The sequence below is a fragment of the Salmonella bongori NCTC 12419 genome (assembly GCF_000252995.1).
Lineage (GTDB): Bacteria > Pseudomonadota > Gammaproteobacteria > Enterobacterales > Enterobacteriaceae > Salmonella > Salmonella bongori.
Window position 1 is genome coordinate 2303714 of sequence record NC_015761.1, and the last position, 20541, is coordinate 2324254.

The 20541-nt window shown below is 52.7% G+C and carries 15 protein-coding genes and 1 pseudogene; 4 read left to right on the forward strand and 12 right to left on the reverse strand.

Annotated elements, in window-relative coordinates; all coding sequences use genetic code 11:
• Window positions 1–3 precede the first annotated feature (3 nt).
• From nuoH to lrhA, 8 genes are all read right to left on the reverse strand, one after another.
• On the reverse strand, window positions 4–981 hold the full coding sequence (gene nuoH, locus SBG_RS10830; RefSeq protein ID WP_000118515.1) for an NADH-quinone oxidoreductase subunit NuoH: 978 nt from the start codon (window positions 979–981) through the stop codon (window positions 4–6).
• Window positions 978–3704 (reverse strand): NADH-quinone oxidoreductase subunit NuoG, encoded by a 2727-nt coding sequence (nuoG, locus tag SBG_RS10835; protein ID WP_024135072.1) that lies wholly within the window; start codon window positions 3702–3704, stop codon window positions 978–980. Before nuoG ends, nuoH begins: the two co-directional genes overlap by 4 nt.
• A 30-nt stretch (window positions 3705–3734) precedes the next feature.
• The gene (nuoF, locus tag SBG_RS10840; RefSeq protein WP_000789510.1) at window positions 3735–5072 is read right to left on the reverse strand and encodes an NADH-quinone oxidoreductase subunit NuoF; all 1338 of its coding nucleotides are present in this window, start codon (window positions 5070–5072) and stop codon (window positions 3735–3737) included.
• Complete coding sequence (nuoE, locus tag SBG_RS10845) at window positions 5069–5569, reverse strand: NADH-quinone oxidoreductase subunit NuoE (protein ID WP_000545036.1); 501 nt, start codon at window positions 5567–5569, stop codon at window positions 5069–5071. The genes nuoF and nuoE overlap by 4 nt, the downstream gene beginning before the upstream one ends.
• Window positions 5570–5571: 2 nt before the next feature.
• The gene (gene nuoC / locus SBG_RS10850) at window positions 5572–7374 is read right to left on the reverse strand and encodes an NADH-quinone oxidoreductase subunit C/D (protein ID WP_000247863.1); all 1803 of its coding nucleotides are present in this window, start codon (window positions 7372–7374) and stop codon (window positions 5572–5574) included.
• 86 nt (window positions 7375–7460) lie between these two features.
• Complete coding sequence (gene nuoB, locus SBG_RS10855; protein ID WP_000386729.1) at window positions 7461–8123, reverse strand: NADH-quinone oxidoreductase subunit NuoB; 663 nt, start codon at window positions 8121–8123, stop codon at window positions 7461–7463.
• A 15-nt stretch (window positions 8124–8138) separates the two neighbouring features.
• Entirely contained in the window at window positions 8139–8582 is a 444-nt protein-coding gene (nuoA, locus tag SBG_RS10860) for an NADH-quinone oxidoreductase subunit NuoA (protein ID WP_000062993.1), read from the reverse strand.
• Between the two features lie 627 nt (window positions 8583–9209).
• Entirely contained in the window at window positions 9210–10148 is a 939-nt protein-coding gene (gene lrhA, locus SBG_RS10870; protein ID WP_000606284.1) for a transcriptional regulator LrhA, read from the reverse strand.
• Between the two features lie 932 nt (window positions 10149–11080).
• Between lrhA and alaA the strand changes: the two genes are divergently transcribed.
• Both alaA and yfbR read left to right on the forward strand, forming a co-directional pair.
• Window positions 11081–12295 (forward strand): alanine transaminase AlaA, encoded by a 1215-nt coding sequence (alaA, locus tag SBG_RS10875; protein ID WP_000074538.1) that lies wholly within the window; start codon window positions 11081–11083, stop codon window positions 12293–12295.
• Window positions 12296–12388: 93 nt separating this feature from the next.
• Window positions 12389–12988 carry a 5'-deoxynucleotidase gene (gene yfbR / locus SBG_RS10880; RefSeq protein ID WP_000813870.1) on the forward strand — a complete coding sequence of 200 codons (600 nt, stop codon included), beginning with the start codon at window positions 12389–12391 and terminating at the stop codon, window positions 12986–12988.
• A 102-nt stretch (window positions 12989–13090) separates the two neighbouring features.
• Here yfbR and SBG_RS10885 read toward each other — a convergent pair whose 3' ends face one another.
• The 4 genes and pseudogenes from SBG_RS10885 to yfbV all read right to left on the reverse strand — a co-directional run bounded on the left by SBG_RS10885 (window position 13091) and on the right by yfbV (window position 16725).
• The gene (locus tag SBG_RS10885; protein WP_001012862.1) at window positions 13091–14917 is read right to left on the reverse strand and encodes an SLC13 family permease; all 1827 of its coding nucleotides are present in this window, start codon (window positions 14915–14917) and stop codon (window positions 13091–13093) included.
• 76 nt (window positions 14918–14993) lie between these two features.
• Window positions 14994–15699 (reverse strand): annotated as a pseudogene (locus tag SBG_RS10890) (sugar phosphatase).
• Entirely contained in the window at window positions 15692–16186 is a 495-nt protein-coding gene (locus SBG_RS10895) for a YfbU family protein (RefSeq protein WP_000426136.1), read from the reverse strand. Before SBG_RS10895 ends, SBG_RS10890 begins: the two are co-directional and overlap by 8 nt.
• Before the next feature lie 83 nt (window positions 16187–16269).
• Window positions 16270–16725, reverse strand: coding sequence for a terminus macrodomain insulation protein YfbV (yfbV, locus tag SBG_RS10900; RefSeq protein ID WP_015702940.1), 456 nt, complete (start codon window positions 16723–16725; stop codon window positions 16270–16272).
• A gap of 339 nt (window positions 16726–17064) precedes the next feature.
• Between yfbV and ackA the strand changes: the two genes are divergently transcribed.
• Window positions 17065–18267, forward strand: coding sequence for an acetate kinase (ackA, locus tag SBG_RS10905; protein ID WP_000095691.1), 1203 nt, complete (start codon window positions 17065–17067; stop codon window positions 18265–18267).
• A gap of 75 nt (window positions 18268–18342) precedes the next feature.
• Entirely contained in the window at window positions 18343–20484 is a 2142-nt protein-coding gene (gene pta / locus SBG_RS10910) for a phosphate acetyltransferase (RefSeq protein WP_000086685.1), read from the forward strand.
• Window positions 20485–20541: the final 57 nt, after the last annotated feature.

Genomic DNA, 20541 nt, shown 5'->3' on the forward strand with positions numbered 1-20541 from the left:
CCCTTATTGCGCCTGCCACAAGATGACAGCCGCCGTTACCAACAAGTTGATGAGCGTCAGCGGCAGGCAGACTTTCCAGCCGAAGGACATTACCTGGTCATAACGAGGACGCGGTAACGACGCACGAATCAAAATGAACATCATCATGAAGAACGCAGTTTTCAGAGCGAACCAGACGAAAGGCGGTAAGAACGGGCCATGCCAGCCACCGAAGAACAACGTAACCATCAGCGCGGAAACGGTGACGATACCGATGTACTCCCCCACGAAGAACAGACCGAATTTCATACCGGAATATTCGATGTGGTAACCATCCGCCAGTTCCTGCTCGGCTTCCGGCTGGTCAAACGGATGACGGTGACAGACCGCCACGCCTGCGATGGCAAAAGTGACAAAACCAAAGAATTGCGGAATGACGTTCCACAGATGCGCCTGGTTATTGACGATGTCGGTCATATTGAATGAACCGGCCTGCGCCACCACGCCCATCAGGGAAAGTCCGAGGAACACTTCGTAGCTCACCGTCTGGGCAGAGGCACGCATCGCCCCCAACAGAGAGTATTTGTTGTTGCTCGACCAACCGGCAAACAACACCGCATAAACCGCCAGACCGGCCATCATCAGGAAGAACAAAATCCCGATGTTCAGATCAGCAACGACCCAGTTGGGGCTAACCGGCACAATGGCGAAGGACAGCAACAACGAAGTAAAAGCGATCATCGGCGCCAGGGTAAAGATGACGCGATCCGAGAATTTCGGGATCCAGTCTTCTTTAAAGAACATTTTGATCATGTCCGCGACCAGCTGGAGCGAGCCGCCCCAACCCACGCGGTTTGGTCCATAACGGTTCTGGAACAGACCCAGCAGACGACGTTCGCCAAAGCTCATGAATGCCCCGCAGGTGACGACCACCAGCAGGATCACGACCGCTTTGAGAATGCTGAGCAGGATCTCAATCAGATCCGGTGTAATCCAACTCATTGTTGTGCCTCCCGCAGATCCTCAAGTCGCGCACCCGCCAGAACCGGCGCGATACCGGGCATACCCATCGGCAAACCGACCTGCCCTGCCGTTAACCCTTCTGAAATGTCGACCGGCAGCGTTACGGTATAACCGTCATAACTGAAGGAAACGTGCGTCCCCGCATTCACCCCCAGTTTCGCGGCATCCGCCGGGTTGAGTTTGATGTACGGTTGCGGCATACGACTCTGGAATACCGGCGAGCGCTGAGACAATTCATCACTGCCGAACAGATGATAGTAAGGCGCGATACGCCACTCCCCTTCCTGCGCCTGGAAGCTCGCCGGAACGCTGGTGAAATAATCCAGACCGTTTGCGGAGGCTTCAATCAGACGGACACCCGGATCGCCATGACGCAGTTTGCCACCAACTTCATCCTGGAACTTGTTCCACGCCTGCGGCGAGTTCCAGCCTGGCGCCCAGGCAAACGGAATTTGTGAACGCGGCGCCGACGGCTGGTTGTTACCTTCCATTGAGAAGGCGAACATGGTGTCTTTGTCCTGTGGCTGACGCGGTTCGTGCACGCTGATGTTGGCGCGCATCGCCGTGCGACCACTGTAGCGGTGCGGTTCACGCGCCAGTTTCTGGCCGCGAATACGGAATGTTGCATCCGGCGCCGCATCTTTAATGCCCGCAAACTCAGGCATTGCGGCAATCACCGCGTCGATAACATGGTCAAGTTGCGTCCAGTCTACTTCGCGGTTTTCGACAGTACTGTGCAGGGAATGCAGCCAGCGCCAGCTTTCCAGCATAATAGTGCTGCTGTCATAATAGGCTGGATCATAGACCTGGAAGAAACGCTGGGCGCGGCCTTCATTATTGATCACCGTACCGTCACTCTCGGCAAAGCTTGCCGCCGATAGCACCAGATGCGCGTTTTCCATGATCGCGGTACGCTGATGGTCAACCACCATTACCAGCGGCGCTTTAGAGAGCGCGGCATTAACGCGGGTAGCGGAAGCGTGACGATGCAGGTCATTTTCCAGTACCACGACGGCATCCGCACGCCCGGTTTCCAGCTCGGTCAGCGCATCGTCAAGCGAACCACCGCCCATCATGCCCAGCCCCATGCTATTTACGGAACGGGCAATCATAGTGATGCCAACGTCCGCGCCGCGACCTTTCAGCGCCTTCGCCACGTTAGCCGCTGCCTGAATCATCTCCAGGCTACCAGCGTTAGTGCCGGAAATAATCAGCGGTTTCTTCGCCCCGGCTAACGCCTGCACGATCACATCAATTTTGTTTTGCAGGTCGCTGCTGATACCGTCAACCGCCGGTGCCGTATTATCCAGCGCATGAGCAATCGCAAAACCTAAGCGCGCCTGATCTTCAACCGGCGCGCAGTAGGTCCACGCAGCGATGTCATCCAGACGGGTGTTATCCACGTTGGTGACAAATAACGGATGCTTCGCCCGCTGACCGATGTTAAGAATTGCCGCTATCTGCCAGTCAGCCACTTTCTGCGCCGCCGCCATTTCGCGCGCTTTGCCTTTTACCGCCTGGCGCACCGCCAGCGCAACGCGCGCCCCGGTTTGCGTCACGTCTTCACCCAATACCAGCACCGCATCGTAAGATTCAATCTCACGCAGCGCCGGCGTATGAATTCCCCCCTCGCGCAGTACTTTCAGCGACAGCTGCAGGCGTTCCTGCTCACCCTGGGCGATACCGGTATAGAAGTTTTCCGCCCCAACCAGCTCACGTAGAGCAAAGTTGCTTTCCACGCTGGCGCGCGGAGAACCGATGCCAATGACTTTCTTCGACTGACGCAGAATATCTGCCGCGCCCTGCATCGCCTGTTCAGCGTTCAGGGTGATGAAGTCATCGCCACGACGCTGTATCGGCTGACGTGGACGATCTTTCAGGTTCACATAGCCATAGCCGAAACGACCGCGGTCACAGAGGAAGTAGTGGTTTACCGTACCGTTATAGCGGTTTTCAATACGACGCAATTCACCATAGCGCTCGCCCGGGCTGATGTTACAGCCGATGGAACACTGTTGGCAGATGCTTGGCGCAAACTGCATATCCCATTTACGGTTATAGCGCTCGGAGTGCGTTTTATCGGTGAAGACACCGGTCGGACAAATTTCCACCAGGTTACCAGAGAATTCGCTCTCCAGCGTACCGTCTTCCGGACGCCCGAAGTAGACGTTGTCATGCGCGCCATAGACGCCCAGATCGGTGCCGTCGGCATAATCTTTGTAGTAACGCACACAGCGGTAACAGGCGATGCAGCGGTTCATTTCATGAGAGATGAACGGCCCCAGATCCTGATTGCGGTGGGTACGTTTGGTGAAACGGTAACGGCGGAAGCTGTGACCGGTCATGACGGTCATATCCTGAAGATGGCAGTTACCGCCCTCTTCACACACCGGACAGTCGTGCGGATGGTTAGTCATTAGCCACTCCACCACGCTTTCACGGAACTGTTTCGCTTCTTCGTCGTCAATAGAGATAAAGGTACCGTCGGTGGCCGGTGTCATACAGGACATCACCAGGCGACCACGCGTATCTTCCGCGTTTTGGTATTGCTTCACCGCACACTGGCGGCAAGCACCGACGCTTCCCAGCGCCGGGTGCCAGCAAAAATACGGAATATCAAGGCCGAGGGACAGACATGCCTGTAGCAGGTTGTCCGCGCCGTTGACCTCGTATTCTTTGCCGTCTACATGAATCGTAGCCATTAGCATGCTTCCAAATTAAAAATCGTTAACTCACCAGCGCTCTTTAAGCAGGTTCGGCTGAATCCCATTGATCACATGAGTATTGCTGAACGGCTGCCTGATGCCAGCTTCGAATTCTTCGCGGAAATACTTAATTGCGCTTTGCAGTGGCTCAACCGCGCCCGGCGCATGCGCACAGAAGGTTTTACCCGGTCCGAGGAAACGACACAGTTGCTCAAGTGTCTCGATATCCCCCGGCTGGCCTTCGCCGCGCTCCAGCGCGCGCAGAATTTTCACGCTCCACGGCAAACCATCGCGACACGGTGTACACCAGCCGCACGATTCACGGGCAAAGAACTCTTCCAGGTTACGCACCAGCGATACCATACCGATTTCGTGGTCAACGGCCATCGCCAGCGCGGTTCCCAGACGGCTACCCGCTTTACCAATGCTTTCAAATTCCATCGGCAAATCAAGGTGCGCTTCGGTCAGGAAGTCAGTGCCCGCACCGCCTGGCTGCCAGGCCTTGAATTTCAGGCCATCACGCATACCGCCCGCGTAATCTTCGAGGATCTCGCGCGCGGTAGTGCCAAACGGTAATTCCCACAGGCCCGGATTCTTCACGCGTCCCGAGAACCCCATCAGCTTGGTGCCCGCATCTTTGCTTTTCGAAATGTTCTGGTACCACTCTACGCCGTTGGCGAGGATTGCCGGGACGTTGCACAACGTTTCCACGTTGTTAACGCAGGTCGGTTTACCCCATACACCGGAAGTTGCCGGGAACGGTGGCTTAGAGCGCGGATTGGCGCGGCGGCCTTCGAGAGAGTTAATCAGCGCCGTTTCTTCGCCGCAGATGTAACGCCCAGCCCCGGTATGAACAAACAGTTCAAAATCAAAACCGGTGCCCATGATATTTTTGCCAAGCAAACCCGCTTCAGTCGCTTCGGCAATCGCGCGGCGCAGATGTACAGCCGCTTCGATATATTCGCCACGCAGGAAGATATAGCCGCGGTACGCTTTCAGCGCGAACGCGGAGATCAGCATCCCTTCCACCAGCAGGTGCGGCAGTTGTTCCATCAGCAGACGATCTTTATAAGTGCCCGGCTCCATTTCATCGGCATTACACAGCAGGTAACGGATGTTCATGGATTCGTCTTTCGGCATCAGACTCCACTTGAGACCGGTGGAAAAGCCCGCGCCGCCTCGCCCTTTCAGACCGGCGTCTTTCACCTGGCTGACAATCTCATCAGGTGACAGACCGGTTAAGGCTTTGCGCGCACCTTCATAGCCGTTTTTGCTACGATATTCGTCCAGCCATACCGGCTGTTTGTCATCGCGCAGACGCCAGGTTAGCGGATGAGTTTCGGGAGTACGGATAATATTTTTCATTTATACCGCTCCAGCAGTTCAGGAATCGCTTCCGGCGTCAAATGGCTGTGAGTGTCCTCATCAATCATCATATTCGGCCCTTTGTCGCAGTTGCCCAGACAACAGGTTGGCAATAACGTAAAGCGACCATCAAAGGTTGTCTGCCCCGGCTTGATATTGAGGTTTTTCTCCAGCGCGGCCTGAATCCCCTGATAGCCGGTGATATGGCACACCACACTGTCGCAGTAGCGAATCACGTGACGACCCACCGGTTGACGGAAGATCTGGCTGTAGAAGGTTGCGACCCCTTCGACGTCGCTCGCCGGGATACCCAGCACATCCGCGATCGCATAGATCGCGCCATCCGGCACCCAGCCACGCTGTTTTTGAACGATTTTCAGCGCTTCAATGGACGCCGCACGCGGGTCTTCGTAGTGGTGCTTCTCGTGCTCAATCGCCTCACGCTCTGCCGCACTCAGCTCAAAAGCCTCGATTTGTGGTTGTTGATTCTCGTGCATAATTAGCGGTCCACATCTGACATAACAAAATCGATACTACCCAGATAGACGATCAGGTCGGAAACCAGGCTACCGCGAATCGCCGACGGAATCTGCTGCAGATGCGCAAAGCTCGGCGTGCGCACACGGGTACGATAGCTCATGGTGCTACCGTCGCTGGTCAGGTAGTAACTGTTAATCCCCTTAGTCGCTTCCACCATCTGGAAAGACTCCTGTGCCGGCATCACCGGGCCCCAGGAAACCTGCAGGAAGTGGGTGATCAGGGTTTCGATATGTTGCAGCGTACGCTCTTTCGGCGGCGGCGTGGTCAGCGGGTGATCCGCTTTAAACGGCCCTTCCGGCATATTATCGAGGCACTGCTGGAGTATGCGCAGACTCTGACGCAGTTCTTCCACTTTTAGCATTACGCGGGTATAGCAGTCGGAAACGCCGCCGCCGACCGGGATTTCAAAGTCGAAGTTTTCATAGCCAGAATACGGACGCGCTTTACGCACATCGAAGTTGATACCCGTGGCACGCAGGCCAGCCCCGGTGGTGCCCCACTCCAGCGCTTCTTTTGCGCCGTAAGCGGCCACGCCCTGCGAACGTCCCTTCAGAATGGTGTTGCGCAGCGCGGCTTTCTCATAAGAATCCAGACGTTTCGGCATCCACTCCAGGAATTCACGCAGCAGACGATCCCAGCCACGCGGCAAATCGTGCGCCACGCCGCCAATGCGGAACCAGGCCGGGTGCATACGGAAACCGGTAATCGCTTCGACCAGATCGTAGATTTTCTGACGATCGGTAAAGGCGAAGAAGACCGGGGTCATGGCGCCAACGTCCTGAATGAACGTGGAGATATACAGCAGATGACTGTTAATGCGGAACAGTTCAGAAAGCATGACGCGAATCACGTTAACGCGGTCCGGCACGGTAATGCCGGCGAGTTTTTCTACTGCCAGCACATAAGGCATTTCGTTGACGCAGCCGCCGAGATATTCGATACGGTCGGTATACGGAATGTAGCTGTGCCAGGACTGACGCTCGCCCATCTTCTCGGCGCCACGATGGTGATAGCCGATGTCAGGCACGCAGTCGACGATCTCTTCGCCGTCAAGCTGAAGAATAATACGGAATGCACCGTGCGCAGACGGGTGGTTTGGACCGAGGTTAAGGAACATGAAGTCCTCGTTTTCGGTGCCGCGCTTCATGCCCCAGTCTTCCGGCTTGAAGGTTAATGCTTCCATTTCCAGATCCTGTTTGGCTTTGGTCAGCTCAAACGGGTCGAATTCGGTCGCGCGCGCCGGATAATCTTTACGCAGCGGATGGCCTTCCCAGGTTTGCGGCATCATGATGCGCGTCAGGTGCGGGTGGCCTTCGATATCAATACCAAACATTTCCCAGGTCTCACGCTCATACCAGTTAGCGTTCGGGAAAAGTTTGGTGAAGGTCGGCACGCGCAGGTCATTTTCAGACAGCGCCACCTTGAGCATGATATCGCGATTGCGCTCGATGGAAATCAGGTGATAGAAAACGGAAAAATCCGCGGCGGGTAATCCGTCACGGTGCGTACGCAGGCGTTCATCCATGCCGTGTAAGTCAAACAGCATGACATAAGGTTTCGGCAGTTTCTTTAAGAAATCGCCAACTTCCAGTAATTGTTCACGCTTGACCCAAACAACGGGTACGCCAGTGCGGGTCGCCTGAACAGTAAAGGCATCCGGCCCAAAACGGTTGCGCAGTTCGCCGATGACCGGATCATCAAGATGATCTCGGGTACTCCATGCAGCGTCTTGCGCGGTTAAGTCGGTCATATTGTTCACCATTGCAAATGGTCCGTGGTGGTCGGCAGTACTTCGCGCTATTGATATAGTGGTTAGCGAAGTGAAGTGCTGCTGCCGACAGGCGCAAATTAAATCTCGTCCGGGGTACGCAGGTTCGTGACGGCAATACGCTCGCCGCGTTTACGCTCGCGTTCTGACTGCATATTGGCGCGATACACGCCCTGATCGCCAACCACCCATGAAAGCGGACGGCGCTCTTTGCCAATCGACTCCTGCAGCAGCATCAGCGCCTGCATATACGCTTCCGGACGCGGCGGACAGCCAGGGATATACACATCCACCGGGATAAATTTATCAACGCCCTGTACAACCGAATAAATATCGTACATGCCGCCGGAGTTAGCGCAGGCGCCCATGGAAATGACCCATTTTGGCTCCAGCATCTGGTCATAGAGACGCTGAATAACCGGAGCCATTTTGGTAAAGCAGGTACCGGCTACCACCATCAGGTCAGCCTGACGTGGAGACGCACGCAGAACTTCCGCGCCGAAACGGGCGACATCATGCACTGCGGTAAAAGAGGTCACCATCTCTACATAGCAGCAAGAAAGGCCGAAGTTGTAGGGCCAAATCGAATTTTTACGGCCCCAGTTAACCATGTCATGCAGCTTGCCCATGAACACGTTTTTGTTAACTTCCTGCTCCAGGGGGTCAGTTACGATCTCCTGTTTTTGCAGGGGGTAACGGTCATTCTCACCGTTAGGATCTATGCGGGTGAGCGTATAATCCATCTTAATGCCTCGCGGTTAGCGTTGACGATTAGCGATACTGTTCGTTTCCGGGTTCATACGCTCGCGGCGTGAACGCGCGGGCGTCCAGTCCAACGCGCCAATACGCGCCAGATAAACCAGACCAGCCAGTAACACAAAAATAAAAATTGCAGCTTCCACAAAACCAACCCAACCGCTTTCGCGGATAGAAGTTGACCATGCGAACAGATACAGCGCTTCAACGTCGAAGATAACGAAGAACATGGCTACCAGATAAAACTTGGCAGACAGGCGTAAGCGGGCGGTGCCGACCGAGTCGATACCTGATTCAAACGGAACGTTTTTGTGCCTCGCGCGTGCGCGACCACCCAAAAACCAACCGCCTACCAGCATCAGACAACACAGGCCAATGGCAACGATAAGAAAGATAGCGAATGCCCAGTGATGAGCGATGACTTCAGTGGATGTTGACATACTCATTGCTTACTCATCAAAAGTAGCGCCAGTTTCTCTGCTCTTTACGGCAAATGGACGCCACATCGATTCATGGGGAGGAATAAAAAAAACCCTACAATTACTGTAGAAAATGATAAAAACAGCTAATTGATGTGGTTTTTTACTCCTTTCTATAACCTTTTGTCAACTTTAACAAAAGTTCCTTCACATTATTTTACATCAATTCATTATCATTAACATTAAATGCCATCCCGGGGAAAAATACACCTCCGACCAGGCGGAATTTTATGTTGTTGAATCGTGTCCGTTGTGAAGCAAAAGAAATAACACCCTCCTATTTTGACAGGAATTTGTGAAGATGCCTCCCCCTAAATAGGAGTATTTTCTTGATCTGTGACACGCTTTTGTTAATTCACCCCATAAAACAGCAACAATTTCTCTAGTTTTTTAACATGCAAATCCATAAAATGGATGTTCTGGCTATTTTTTACCCAGTTTAATAAGCGGCTCGCTACTCGCTGATTTGCCATATCTTTTACGATTTGTGCCATTAAGACGATAGCGATGGGCGTAAAAAAAGAGCCACTGAACGTTTTTTCATCGTCAGCGGCTCTTTTTTACATTTACTGTTTAGCACATTTTTGTAATGGACTATTCGAAACCGCCTTCCACCATCAGGGAATCATCTCCACCTTCCGCAGAATACGGGTTGTAATGCCATGGATTTTGGTAGCTTTCCATCGCGTGGAAAATCACCATCGCCAGTTCATTCTGGCTGTCAGGGTCGCGGCACAACAGATATTCCGTGTCTGGCAGAGGTGGTAACCCGTCTGCCGCGCCCAGCACGCGAAGGTCAGGACTCATCATCTCGACAGGCCGGGCCGTAACGCCCAGACCGGCTTTGACAGCCGCGCGAACCGCTGGCAATGTCGAGGCCACATAGGCCAGTCGCCATGCAACACCCGCAGCATTTAACGTTTCCAGTACCATATCGCGGAATGGACTGGGATCGTCCAGCAGTACTAATGGTATGGGTTCTCCCCTTTGCAAAACATATTCAGCCGCACAATACCAATGGGTAGGCGATGTCCGCAGATTCAGACAATCCAGCGAATGAGGTTGGTTAGTCGTCACCACCAAATCCACTTCCTGCGATTTAATCATGTCCACCATATAAGCGTTACGTTTTACCCGCACATCAAGCGCGAGTTTCGGATACACTGCGCTTATCCGGCTAAGTAAAAAAGGCAGGATAGTGTCTGCTGATTCATCAGACGCGCCGATGGTTAGCACCCCCTGAAGATTACTAAACATTAATGATGAACATGCTTCATCATTAAAACGTAGAATTTTTCTGGCATACCCCAGAAGCTGGATACCGTGTTCGGTCAAGAGTTTGTTACGCCCATGACGAGCGAACAATTCCTTTCCTACGAGTTGCTCAAGACGCTGCATTTGCTGACTCACCGCAGACTGAGTACGGCATACCGCAGCAGCCGCCGCGGCAAAGGTGTTCAGATCGGCAACAGCCACGAACGTTCTCAGCAGATCGAGGTCGAGATTAATGATCGGACGATTTGCATTTATCATAATTTTTCACTTACTGGCGGGTCATATCGGGCTGACCTGGTTAATGCTGTGCATACAGAAACAAGCAATTCCATTTGTAATGTGCATCCCTCGCAGTACCACCTGGTACCCCAGGTAAATGTGAGAATGTAATTGAAAAAACGGCCAAAACACTTCTCTCACACACCGATATAATACCGAATGCAACTTATCGGGATATATCGAAGAGAAGGTCTCATACCTTTAGGCGTCTACAGATTTCTGCTAATGATGGACGTGTAAATTTTGTAACGGCGTCAAATAGTTTACCGACACGTACTAATACAAAAAACAATATTCTGAACAATAGGTTATGTATAAACTCGCGTCATGAAAATTAGCAGATAACGCAGACTACGCCCCCGTTTCGGATCATTATCTTAACCTAAAACCGCTATATTTATAAGTATTATTACGAATAATCTTAACCCTCGATATGTTATACTAATCGGACCAGCGAGATATTATTACGATTTTAGTAAATGCTTTTTAAATATTAAATAATAATTAATTAAGATTTCCACCATTCATTAATTCTACTTAACAATAGTTTCACACCAGCCGTTGCCGGAAGGGTCTAACCTTATCATTTCCTCGCTAATACTCAGTATTTTCGAAATAGTCGACGCCACACTAATGACGAATGCTTATCTCTCATAAAACTAATAATTTTTAACAAAACAAAACACCACCAAAAAGGTGAATCATAAGAACAAAACGCCATGCAAATAAATAAAAATAGAAAATACATCTAAATAAATAGCATCACAAAGTTTTAAACAACAAAGAAGCGCATGAAAAATAAACGAAATCTTCTTCTGCCTACTCTTCAAAACTCCCCATCGTGGGAGTACATTGTTCCGTGCTGACTTCCACGGCAGGGAGTGGCAATAACAGCTAAAAGGTCAAGATTCATGTCCCCCATTGAAAAATCCAGCAAACTCGAAAATGTCTGTTATGACATACGTGGCCCCGTTCTGAAAGAAGCGAAACGCCTGGAAGAAGAAGGTAATAAAGTTCTTAAACTGAATATCGGCAACCCCGCCCCCTTCGGATTCGAAGCGCCGGACGAAATTCTGGTCGATGTCATTCGTAATCTGCCGACAGCGCAAGGCTATTGCGACTCGAAAGGGCTCTATTCCGCCCGTAAAGCAATTATGCAGCATTACCAGGCCCGGGGAATGCGCGATGTGACCGTGGAAGATATTTATATTGGTAATGGTGTTTCCGAACTGATCGTTCAGGCGATGCAAGCGTTGCTTAACAGCGGCGATGAAATGCTGGTTCCTGCGCCCGATTATCCGTTGTGGACAGCAGCGGTATCGCTCTCCGGCGGTAACGCAGTACACTATCTTTGTGATGAATCTTCCGACTGGTTCCCGGACCTTGACGATATCCGCGCCAAAATTACCCCGCGTACGCGTGGCATTGTGATTATTAATCCAAACAACCCTACCGGCGCCGTTTATTCTAAAGAATTGTTGATGGAAATTGTTAGCATTGCGCGCGAGCATAATCTCATCATCTTCGCCGATGAAATTTATGACAAGATCCTCTACGACGATGCCGAACATCACTCCATCGCCGCACTGGCGCCGGACCTGTTGACCGTCACCTTTAATGGTTTGTCTAAAACCTATCGTGTTGCCGGTTTTCGCCAGGGCTGGATGGTATTAAACGGGCCTAAAAAACATGCGAAGGGTTATATCGAAGGCCTGGAGATGTTGGCTTCAATGCGCCTGTGCGCCAATGTCCCGGCGCAACATGCCATTCAGACCGCGCTCGGCGGTTATCAAAGCATTAGTGAATTTATCCTGCCTGGTGGCCGTCTGTATGAACAGCGTAACCGCGCCTGGGAGTTGATTAACGATATTCCCGGCGTCTCCTGTGTAAAACCGCGCGGCGCGTTATACATGTTCCCGAAGATCGACGCTAAACGCTTTACTATCCATGATGACCAGAAGATGGTGCTGGATTTCCTGCTACAGGAAAAAGTGCTACTGGTGCAAGGCAGCGCCTTTAACTGGCCGTGGCCGGACCACTTCCGTATTGTGACACTACCGCGTGAAGATGACCTGGAGATGGCTATCAACCGCTTTGGGCGTTTTCTCTCAGGCTACCATCAATAATCTTAAATTCAGGCTGCTTCGGTAGCCTGAATTGCATCTTTGCCGCCCTCCCCGCACAATAAAGTCTGCCGCAGTGAAGATAAAAGGTAATTTATGAAGCAGAGCCATTTTTTCGCCCATCTCTCCCGCCTGAAACTGATTAACCGCTGGCCGCTGATGCGTAACGTGCGCACGGAAAACGTCTCCGAACATAGTTTGCAGGTAGCGATGGTCGCTCATGCTCTGGCGGCGATAAAAAACCGTAAATTCGGCGGACAGCTCAACGCTGAACGCATCGCGCTTCTGGCAATGTACCATGATGCTTCTGAAGTACTGACAGGCGATCTGCCGACGCCGGTAAAATATTTTAACTCCCAGATAGCCCAGGAATATAAAGCGATCGAAAAAATCGCCCAACAAAAGCTGGTTGATATGGTACCGGATGAACTGCGCGATATTTTTGCGCCGCTTATCGATGAGAATACCTGGAGCGAAGAAGAACAGTCGATTGTGAAACAGGCCGATGCGCTTTGTGCCTACCTGAAATGTCTGGAAGAGCTGGCAGCGGGAAATAATGAGTTTGGGCTTGCGAAAACACGGCTGGAAAAAACTCTGGAATTACGCCGCAGTCAGGAGATGGATTATTTTATGGCGGTGTTCGTACCAAGTTTCCATCTTTCTCTTGATGAGATTAGTCAGGACTCGCCGCTTTAGTTGCCGGATAGCGGCTGCGCCTCATCCGGCCTACTGTTTCCGACCGATACATTCCTGTAGGCCTGATAAGCATAGCGCCATCAGGCCGTTCACGGCGTAGCGTTAAAAGGGGAACAACACTGGTATCATCACAATACAAACCGCCATCACAATAAGCGTGAACGGCACCCCAAGCTTCACAAAGTCACTAAAACTATAATTTCCCGGCCCCAGAACCAGCGTATTGACTGGCGAAGACACTGGCGTCATAAAGGCGGCTGATGCCGCCATCGCCACCGCCATCGCAAACGGATAAGGCGATACGCCCATTGATTTCGCCGCCGCCAGCGCAATAGGCGCCATCAGTACCGCCGTTGCCGTATTGGAAATAAACAACCCGATAACGGCGCACAGCACAAACAGGCATCCCAGCATCATGTACGGCCCGTAGCCCCCGCCAATATCCATTAATCCTTTCACCACCAGCGAGACGCCGCCGGTTTTTTGCAGCGCCAGCGCAAATGGCATCATGCCGACAATCAAAATAATACTGGGCCAGTGGATCGCTTTGTAGGCGCTTTCAGCATCAATACAACGAAATTTTCCCATCAACAGGCAAGCAATAATTGCCGCAATCGGGTTGGGGATTTCGTCAGTCAGCATCAGCGCCACCATCAGTACCAGACAAAAAATGGCGTGCGGCGCCTGACTGTGTGCAGGAGAGGCTTCACTGACCTCAACCGGCATATTCAGCACCACAAAGTCGCGGCCTTTTTGCCCAAGCTGGCTGATCAGTTTCCAGTTACCCACCACCAGAATGATATCGCCCATCAGCAGCGGTTCATCGGCAAGTGAGCCCTCGAGCGCAACGCCGTCACGTTTCAGACCCACCACATTCAGCCCATAACGGGTACGGAAGGCGATTTCGCGCACCGACTTGCCTATCAATTCGGATTCCGGAATCAAAGAAATTTCCGCCATCCCGACATCCAGCGCCTGATCGGAAAAATATTCTCCCCGCAATACCATCGGTTCCAGCAGTTGCTCGCCGCAGAACTCCCTGAGGTCAACCTCCGCTGCCGACATATCAATCAGCAGCACGTCGCGAGCGCGAAACTCCGATACGCCGTTCACATTGACGATAACTCGTCGAAAGCGCCGCCAACGTTCAACGCCGATAACGTTCGCACCGTAACGTTCGCGAAGTTTAAGGTCGTCCAGTCGCTGCCCCACCATCGGCGAACCGGGACGAATCGCCAGACGGCGCGCGCGCCCCGTCAGACGGTACTCACGGATAAGATCGCGGAAAGTACGCCGCTTCCCTCCCTGCACGCCTGGCGTATCGCCTTTCAGCATAAAGCGCATGAGCAGCATATAAACTATACCGAGCGCCAGTACCACCAGTCCCAACGGCGTAACGCTAAAAAAGCTGAAACCGTGAAGCCCTTCACGCAGCAGCTCACTGTTAACCACCAGGTTCGGCGGGGTCGCCACCAGCGTCATCATTCCACTGATAAGCCCCGCAAAGCTAAGCGGCATCATCAGACGAGAAGGCGAGGTCTGCATATGCATAGAAACGCTCAGAACGACGGGGATGAAAATCGCCACCACGCCGGTTGAACTCATAAATGCACCAAGCCCGGCGACAGTAATCATGAGCAAAACCAGCATCTTGATTTCGCTGCTGCCCGCCATTTTAACCAGCCAGGTGCCAACCACCGTCGCGACACCGGTACGCACAAGACCATCACCGATAATAAATAAGGCAGCAATAAGAATGACGTTCGGATCGCTAAAGCCGGAAAAGGCTTCCGGAAGGGTCAAAGTGCCACTAAGGACAAAAGCGACAATGACGAATAAAGCAACCGCATCCATACGTACTTTGCCTGTCGCAAACAATACGACGGCAATCGCCAGTAAAGAGAGAACCCAAATCAATTCACCGTTCACAACATATCCTTGTCAGATGAGAAGATAACGTGATTCTGTCATAAATATGCCCCGCCAGGGCGGGGCAATATCATGATCAGGTCTTTCTTGACACGACCACATCGCCATTTGGCTGTTTAGCAACCGACAATTGCGTCAGGCTATCCAATGCAAAATCAACGTCCTTCAGGCGCGGCGTGTCGGCTGGCGCATTGACCGCAATGACATGACAACCGGCAGCCAGCCCCGACAGCACGCCTGCCGGGGCGTCCTCGACCACAGCGCACTCCCGGGGCGTCCTCGACCACAGCGCACTCCCGGGGCGCCAGGCCAAGTAACTGCGCGCCGAGCAAATACGCATCCGGCTCCGGTTTGCCACGTTTCACCCGCTCGGCGGTGACAAACACTTCAGGCGCCGGAAGGCCTGCAACCTGATGGCGCGCACGCGCAACCGGCATCGAACCGGAGGTGACAATGGCCCACGGTATTCCCGCTTTATTCAGGTGATTGAGTAAATCGATAGCCCCTGGCAACGCGGTGATCCCTGCAGTCTCAGTAGCTTCTATTTGCTCCAGGCGCGTAAACTCAGCAGCAATTTCCGCCTCCGGTTTCCCTGCCATAAAATGCCGCAGCGAGGTGATCGCCTGTTTGCCATGAATAAAGCCCAGCACCTCATCATGAGCAAGGTTAAAACGATCGGCCCAGTTACACCACGCGCGTTCAACGGCAGGCAATGAGTCAACCAGCGTACCATCCAGATCAAACAGAAAGCCTTTACACTGCACGCGGACCTCCTCAGGCATTAATGATTTGGTTAATTTCATTCGCACTCAGGTGGTACTGACGCGGGCAGGCGTGCCAGACCTTCAACATACGCTGATATTTTTCCCACATCGGCGTCTGGGCATTAAAGCCGTGCGTCCCGGCGTCAAAGTGGGTGTAACGCCCTTCGACATTCACCATAAAACGGACATAGCCCAGATAACGAGCCTCCGTCGCGGCATCAAATCCAAGGAAGGTAACGCGACGTTCGTCGATGGCTTGCGTATCTTTGAGGTTGGTCCAGGAGACGTGCAAAGCATGATACATCTCCATAATATCAATGATGGTACGACAGGTCTCTTCCGTCAGCTCGCCGAACTCGCGATCCAACTCACGCATCTGCAGGCCATAACCGCGTTCTATAATTGTCTGTAAGCGGCGGTAGCGCTCGGCGTTAGTGGGATCGAGCATTGTCATCATTTTGTACTGGTTAGACAAAATCAAACGTTGAGCGTTGGTCATTTCCATTTTGAACTCCTGTATCACGCCAGGGTGATGAAAAAAAAGAAGGCATTGGTATGCCTTCTTTTATATGCGTAATCCGGGGTCAATTACAAATCATCAAGGAAAGTTTTATCCAGTTGTTTGAAGGCGCGCTTAAGCGTGTCAGCTAATGCCTGATAATCCGGCTTGCCTTCTACTGGCGCCATCGCTTGTCCGGCCTCCTGCAATTTCCCCCGGACTTCATAAAACCAGTTGAGGATCGAAGGCGGCAATGGCGTCACAGAACGTTTCCCTAACCACCAGAGTCCCTGCATGGGTAAACTCAGCGCGAACAGTGCGGTCGCCACAGCCGGACCCAGCTGACCACCCAGAGCGATTTGCCAGCATAACGTAAAGACCGCGATAGGCGGCATAAACCGTATGGCATAGCGCGTCATACGAATAACGCGGTTTTCGACGAAAACGGGCGCCAGCCGCTTTTCCATCGGCCACGTCTTCGCGTAGTGCTGCCCCCGGCGAAATAAGCTAAAAAAATTTACGGAGCGATGATCCGGTGTCGACATGACCTACCTCAACTTCACATATAAAATTTAAAAAATTTGTGCAAAACAACAACTGAGAGGGACAACGTTCAAAACATTTTGTCTTCAAGACCCACTATCAGGTATCCTGTGTCGGCCTGTCAAAGGCCGGTAGTTTAAAATCGATGAGTCGTCAATATTACACATAGTATGCCATTGGCTGAAAAATACGCAAAATGGCATAGACTCAAAGGTATTTCTTCCATCATGCCAAAAAAGACTCCTGCGCATGATGTTAATCATAAATGTCAGGGCTATCATGCGCTACGCTCTATGGCTCATTGACGTTTTTTTAGCCACGTATCATAAATAGGTACTTCCATGTCGAGTAAGTTAGTACTGGTTCTGAACTGCGGTAGTTCTTCACTGAAATTTGCAATTATTGATGCAGTTAATGGTGATGAATACCTTTCTGGTTTAGCCGAATGTTTCCATCTGCCAGAAGCGCGTATCAAATGGAAAATGGACGGCAGTAAACAAGAAGCGGCTTTAGGTGCAGGCGCCGCTCACAGTGAAGCGCTGAACTTTATCGTTAACACTATTCTGGCACAAAAACCAGAACTGTCTGCGCAGTTAACTGCAATTGGTCACCGTATCGTACACGGCGGCGAGAAGTATACCAGTTCCGTCGTCATTGATGAGTCTGTTATTCAGGGCATCAAAGACTCCGCCTCTTTCGCACCGCTGCATAACCCGGCTCACCTGATTGGTATCGCCGAAGCGCTGAAATCCTTCCCGCAGCTGAAAGACAAAAACGTTGCCGTCTTTGATACCGCCTTCCATCAGACCATGCCGGAAGAGTCTTACCTGTATGCCCTGCCGTACAGCCTGTACAAAGAGCACGGCGTTCGCCGCTATGGCGCGCACGGTACCAGCCACTTCTATGTGACTCAGGAAGCGGCAAAAATGCTGAACAAACCGGTGGAAGAACTGAACATCATTACCTGCCACCTGGGCAACGGGGGCTCTGTTTCCGCTATCCGTAACGGTAAATGCGTCGATACCTCAATGGGTCTGACCCCGCTGGAAGGTCTGGTGATGGGTACCCGTTCCGGCGACATCGACCCGGCAATTATCTTCCACCTGCATGACACTCTGGGCATGAGCGTGGATCAGATCAACAAAATGCTGACCAAAGAATCCGGCCTGTTAGGTCTGACCGAAGTCACCAGCGACTGTCGTTATGTTGAAGACAACTACGCGACGAAGGAAGACGCGAAACGCGCGATGGACGTTTACTGCCACCGCCTGGCGAAATACATCGGTTCTTACACTGCGCTGATGGAGGGTCGCCTGGACGCAGTGGTGTTCACCGGTGGTATCGGTGAAAACGCCGCAATGGTTCGTGAACTGTCCCTGGGCAAACTGGGTGTGCTGGGCTTTGAAGTCGACCACGAACGTAACCTGGCCGCTCGTTTCGGCAAATCTGGTTTCATCAACAAAGAAGGTACCCGTCCGGCGGTGGTGATCCCAACCAACGAAGAACTGGTTATCGCGCAGGACGCGAGCCGTCTGACTGCCTGATTTCACACCGCCAGCTTCGCTGGCGGTGCTGTTTTGTAACCCGTCCCAAAAGACGGTAACGAAAGAGGATAAACCGTGTCCCGTATTATTATGCTGATCCCTACCGGAACCAGCGTCGGCCTGACCAGCGTCAGCCTCGGCGTCATCCGTGCTATGGAACGCAAAGGCGTTCGTCTGAGCGTCTTTAAACCTATCGCCCAACCGCGCGCTGGCGGCGATGCGCCTGACCAGACCACCACTATTGTTCGCGCAAACTCTAATTTGCCGGCGGCTGAACCGCTGAAAATGAGCCACGTTGAATCTCTGCTGTCCAGCAATCAGAAAGATGTGCTGATGGAAGAGATCATCGCCAACTACCATGCGAATACCAAAGACGCAGAAGTGGTGCTGGTTGAAGGTCTGGTTCCGACCCGTAAACACCAGTTCGCTCAGTCACTGAACTACGAAATCGCGAAAACGCTGAACGCGGAAATCGTTTTTGTCATGTCTCAGGGCACCGATACGCCAGAACAATTGAACGAGCGTATCGAACTGACGCGCAGCAGCTTCGGCGGCGCGAAAAACACCAATATTACTGGCGTCATTGTCAACAAACTGAATGCGCCGGTTGATGAACAAGGCCGTACTCGCCCGGATCTGTCAGAGATTTTTGACGACTCTTCCAAAGCGCAGGTCATCAAAATCGATCCTGCTAAACTGCAGGGATCCAGCCCGTTGCCGGTACTTGGCGCGGTGCCGTGGAGCTTCGATTTGATCGCTACCCGCGCTATCGATATGGCACGTCACCTGAACGCAACCATCATTAACGAAGGCGATATCAAAACCCGCCGCGTTAAATCCGTCACGTTCTGCGCGCGTAGCATTCCGCATATGTTGGAACACTTCCGTGCAGGGTCTCTGCTAGTGACCTCCGCAGACCGTCCGGACGTGCTGGTTGCTGCCTGTCTGGCCGCGATGAACGGCGTAGAAATCGGCGCCCTGCTGTTAACCGGCGGCTATGAAATGGACGCGCGTATTTCTAAACTGTGTGAGCGGGCTTTCGCCACCGGCCTGCCGGTATTTATGGTGAACACCAACACATGGCAGACCTCGCTAAGCCTGCAGAGCTTCAATCTGGAAGTCCCGGTTGATGACCACGAGCGCATTGAAAAAGTTCAGGAATACGTCGCGAATTACATTAACGCTGACTGGATCGAGTCGCTGACCGCGACCTCTGAGCGTAGCCGTCGCCTCTCTCCGCCAGCGTTCCGCTATCAGCTGACCGAGCTGGCGCGCAAAGCCGGCAAACGTGTGGTGCTGCCGGAAGGCGACGAACCGCGTACCGTGAAAGCGGCGGCCATTTGCGCTGAACGCGGTATCGCCACCTGCGTACTGTTAGGCAACCCGGATGAAATTAACCGCGTTGCGGCATCCCAGGGCGTTGAGCTGGGCGCGGGTATCGAAATTGTCGATCCGGAAGTGGTCCGTGAAAGCTACGTCGCCCGTCTGGTGGAATTGCGTAAGAGCAAAGGCATGACCGAACCCGTTGCCCGCGAACAGCTGGAAGACAACGTAGTACTCGGTACGCTAATGCTGGAGCAGGACGAAGTCGACGGTCTGGTTTCCGGTGCGGTTCACACTACTGCTAACACCATCCGTCCACCGCTGCAGCTGATCAAAACGGCGCCGGGCAGCTCTCTGGTTTCTTCTGTGTTCTTCATGCTGCTGCCGGAACAGGTTTACGTTTATGGCGACTGCGCGATCAACCCGGATCCGACCGCAGAACAACTGGCTGAAATCGCGATTCAGTCCGCAGACTCCGCTATTGCTTTCGGTATCGAACCGCGCGTAGCAATGCTCTCCTACTCCACCGGCACTTCTGGCGCAGGCAGCGACGTAGAGAAAGTCCGTGAAGCAACCCGTCTGGCGCAGGAAAAACGTCCTGACCTGATGATCGACGGTCCGTTGCAGTATGATGCCGCGGTGATGGCTGACGTGGCGAAGTCCAAAGCACCGAACTCACCGGTGGCTGGCCGCGCTACCGTGTTCATCTTCCCGGATCTGAACACCGGTAACACCACTTACAAAGCGGTACAGCGTTCTGCCGACCTGATCTCCATCGGGCCGATGCTACAGGGTATGCGCAAGCCGGTGAACGACCTGTCCCGTGGCGCGCTGGTTGACGATATCGTCTATACCATCGCCCTGACCGCGATTCAGGCTTCCCAACAGCAGTAACAGCAAATGCCGGATGGCGGCGTGAATGCTTTATCCGGCCTACAGGTACGATGCCAG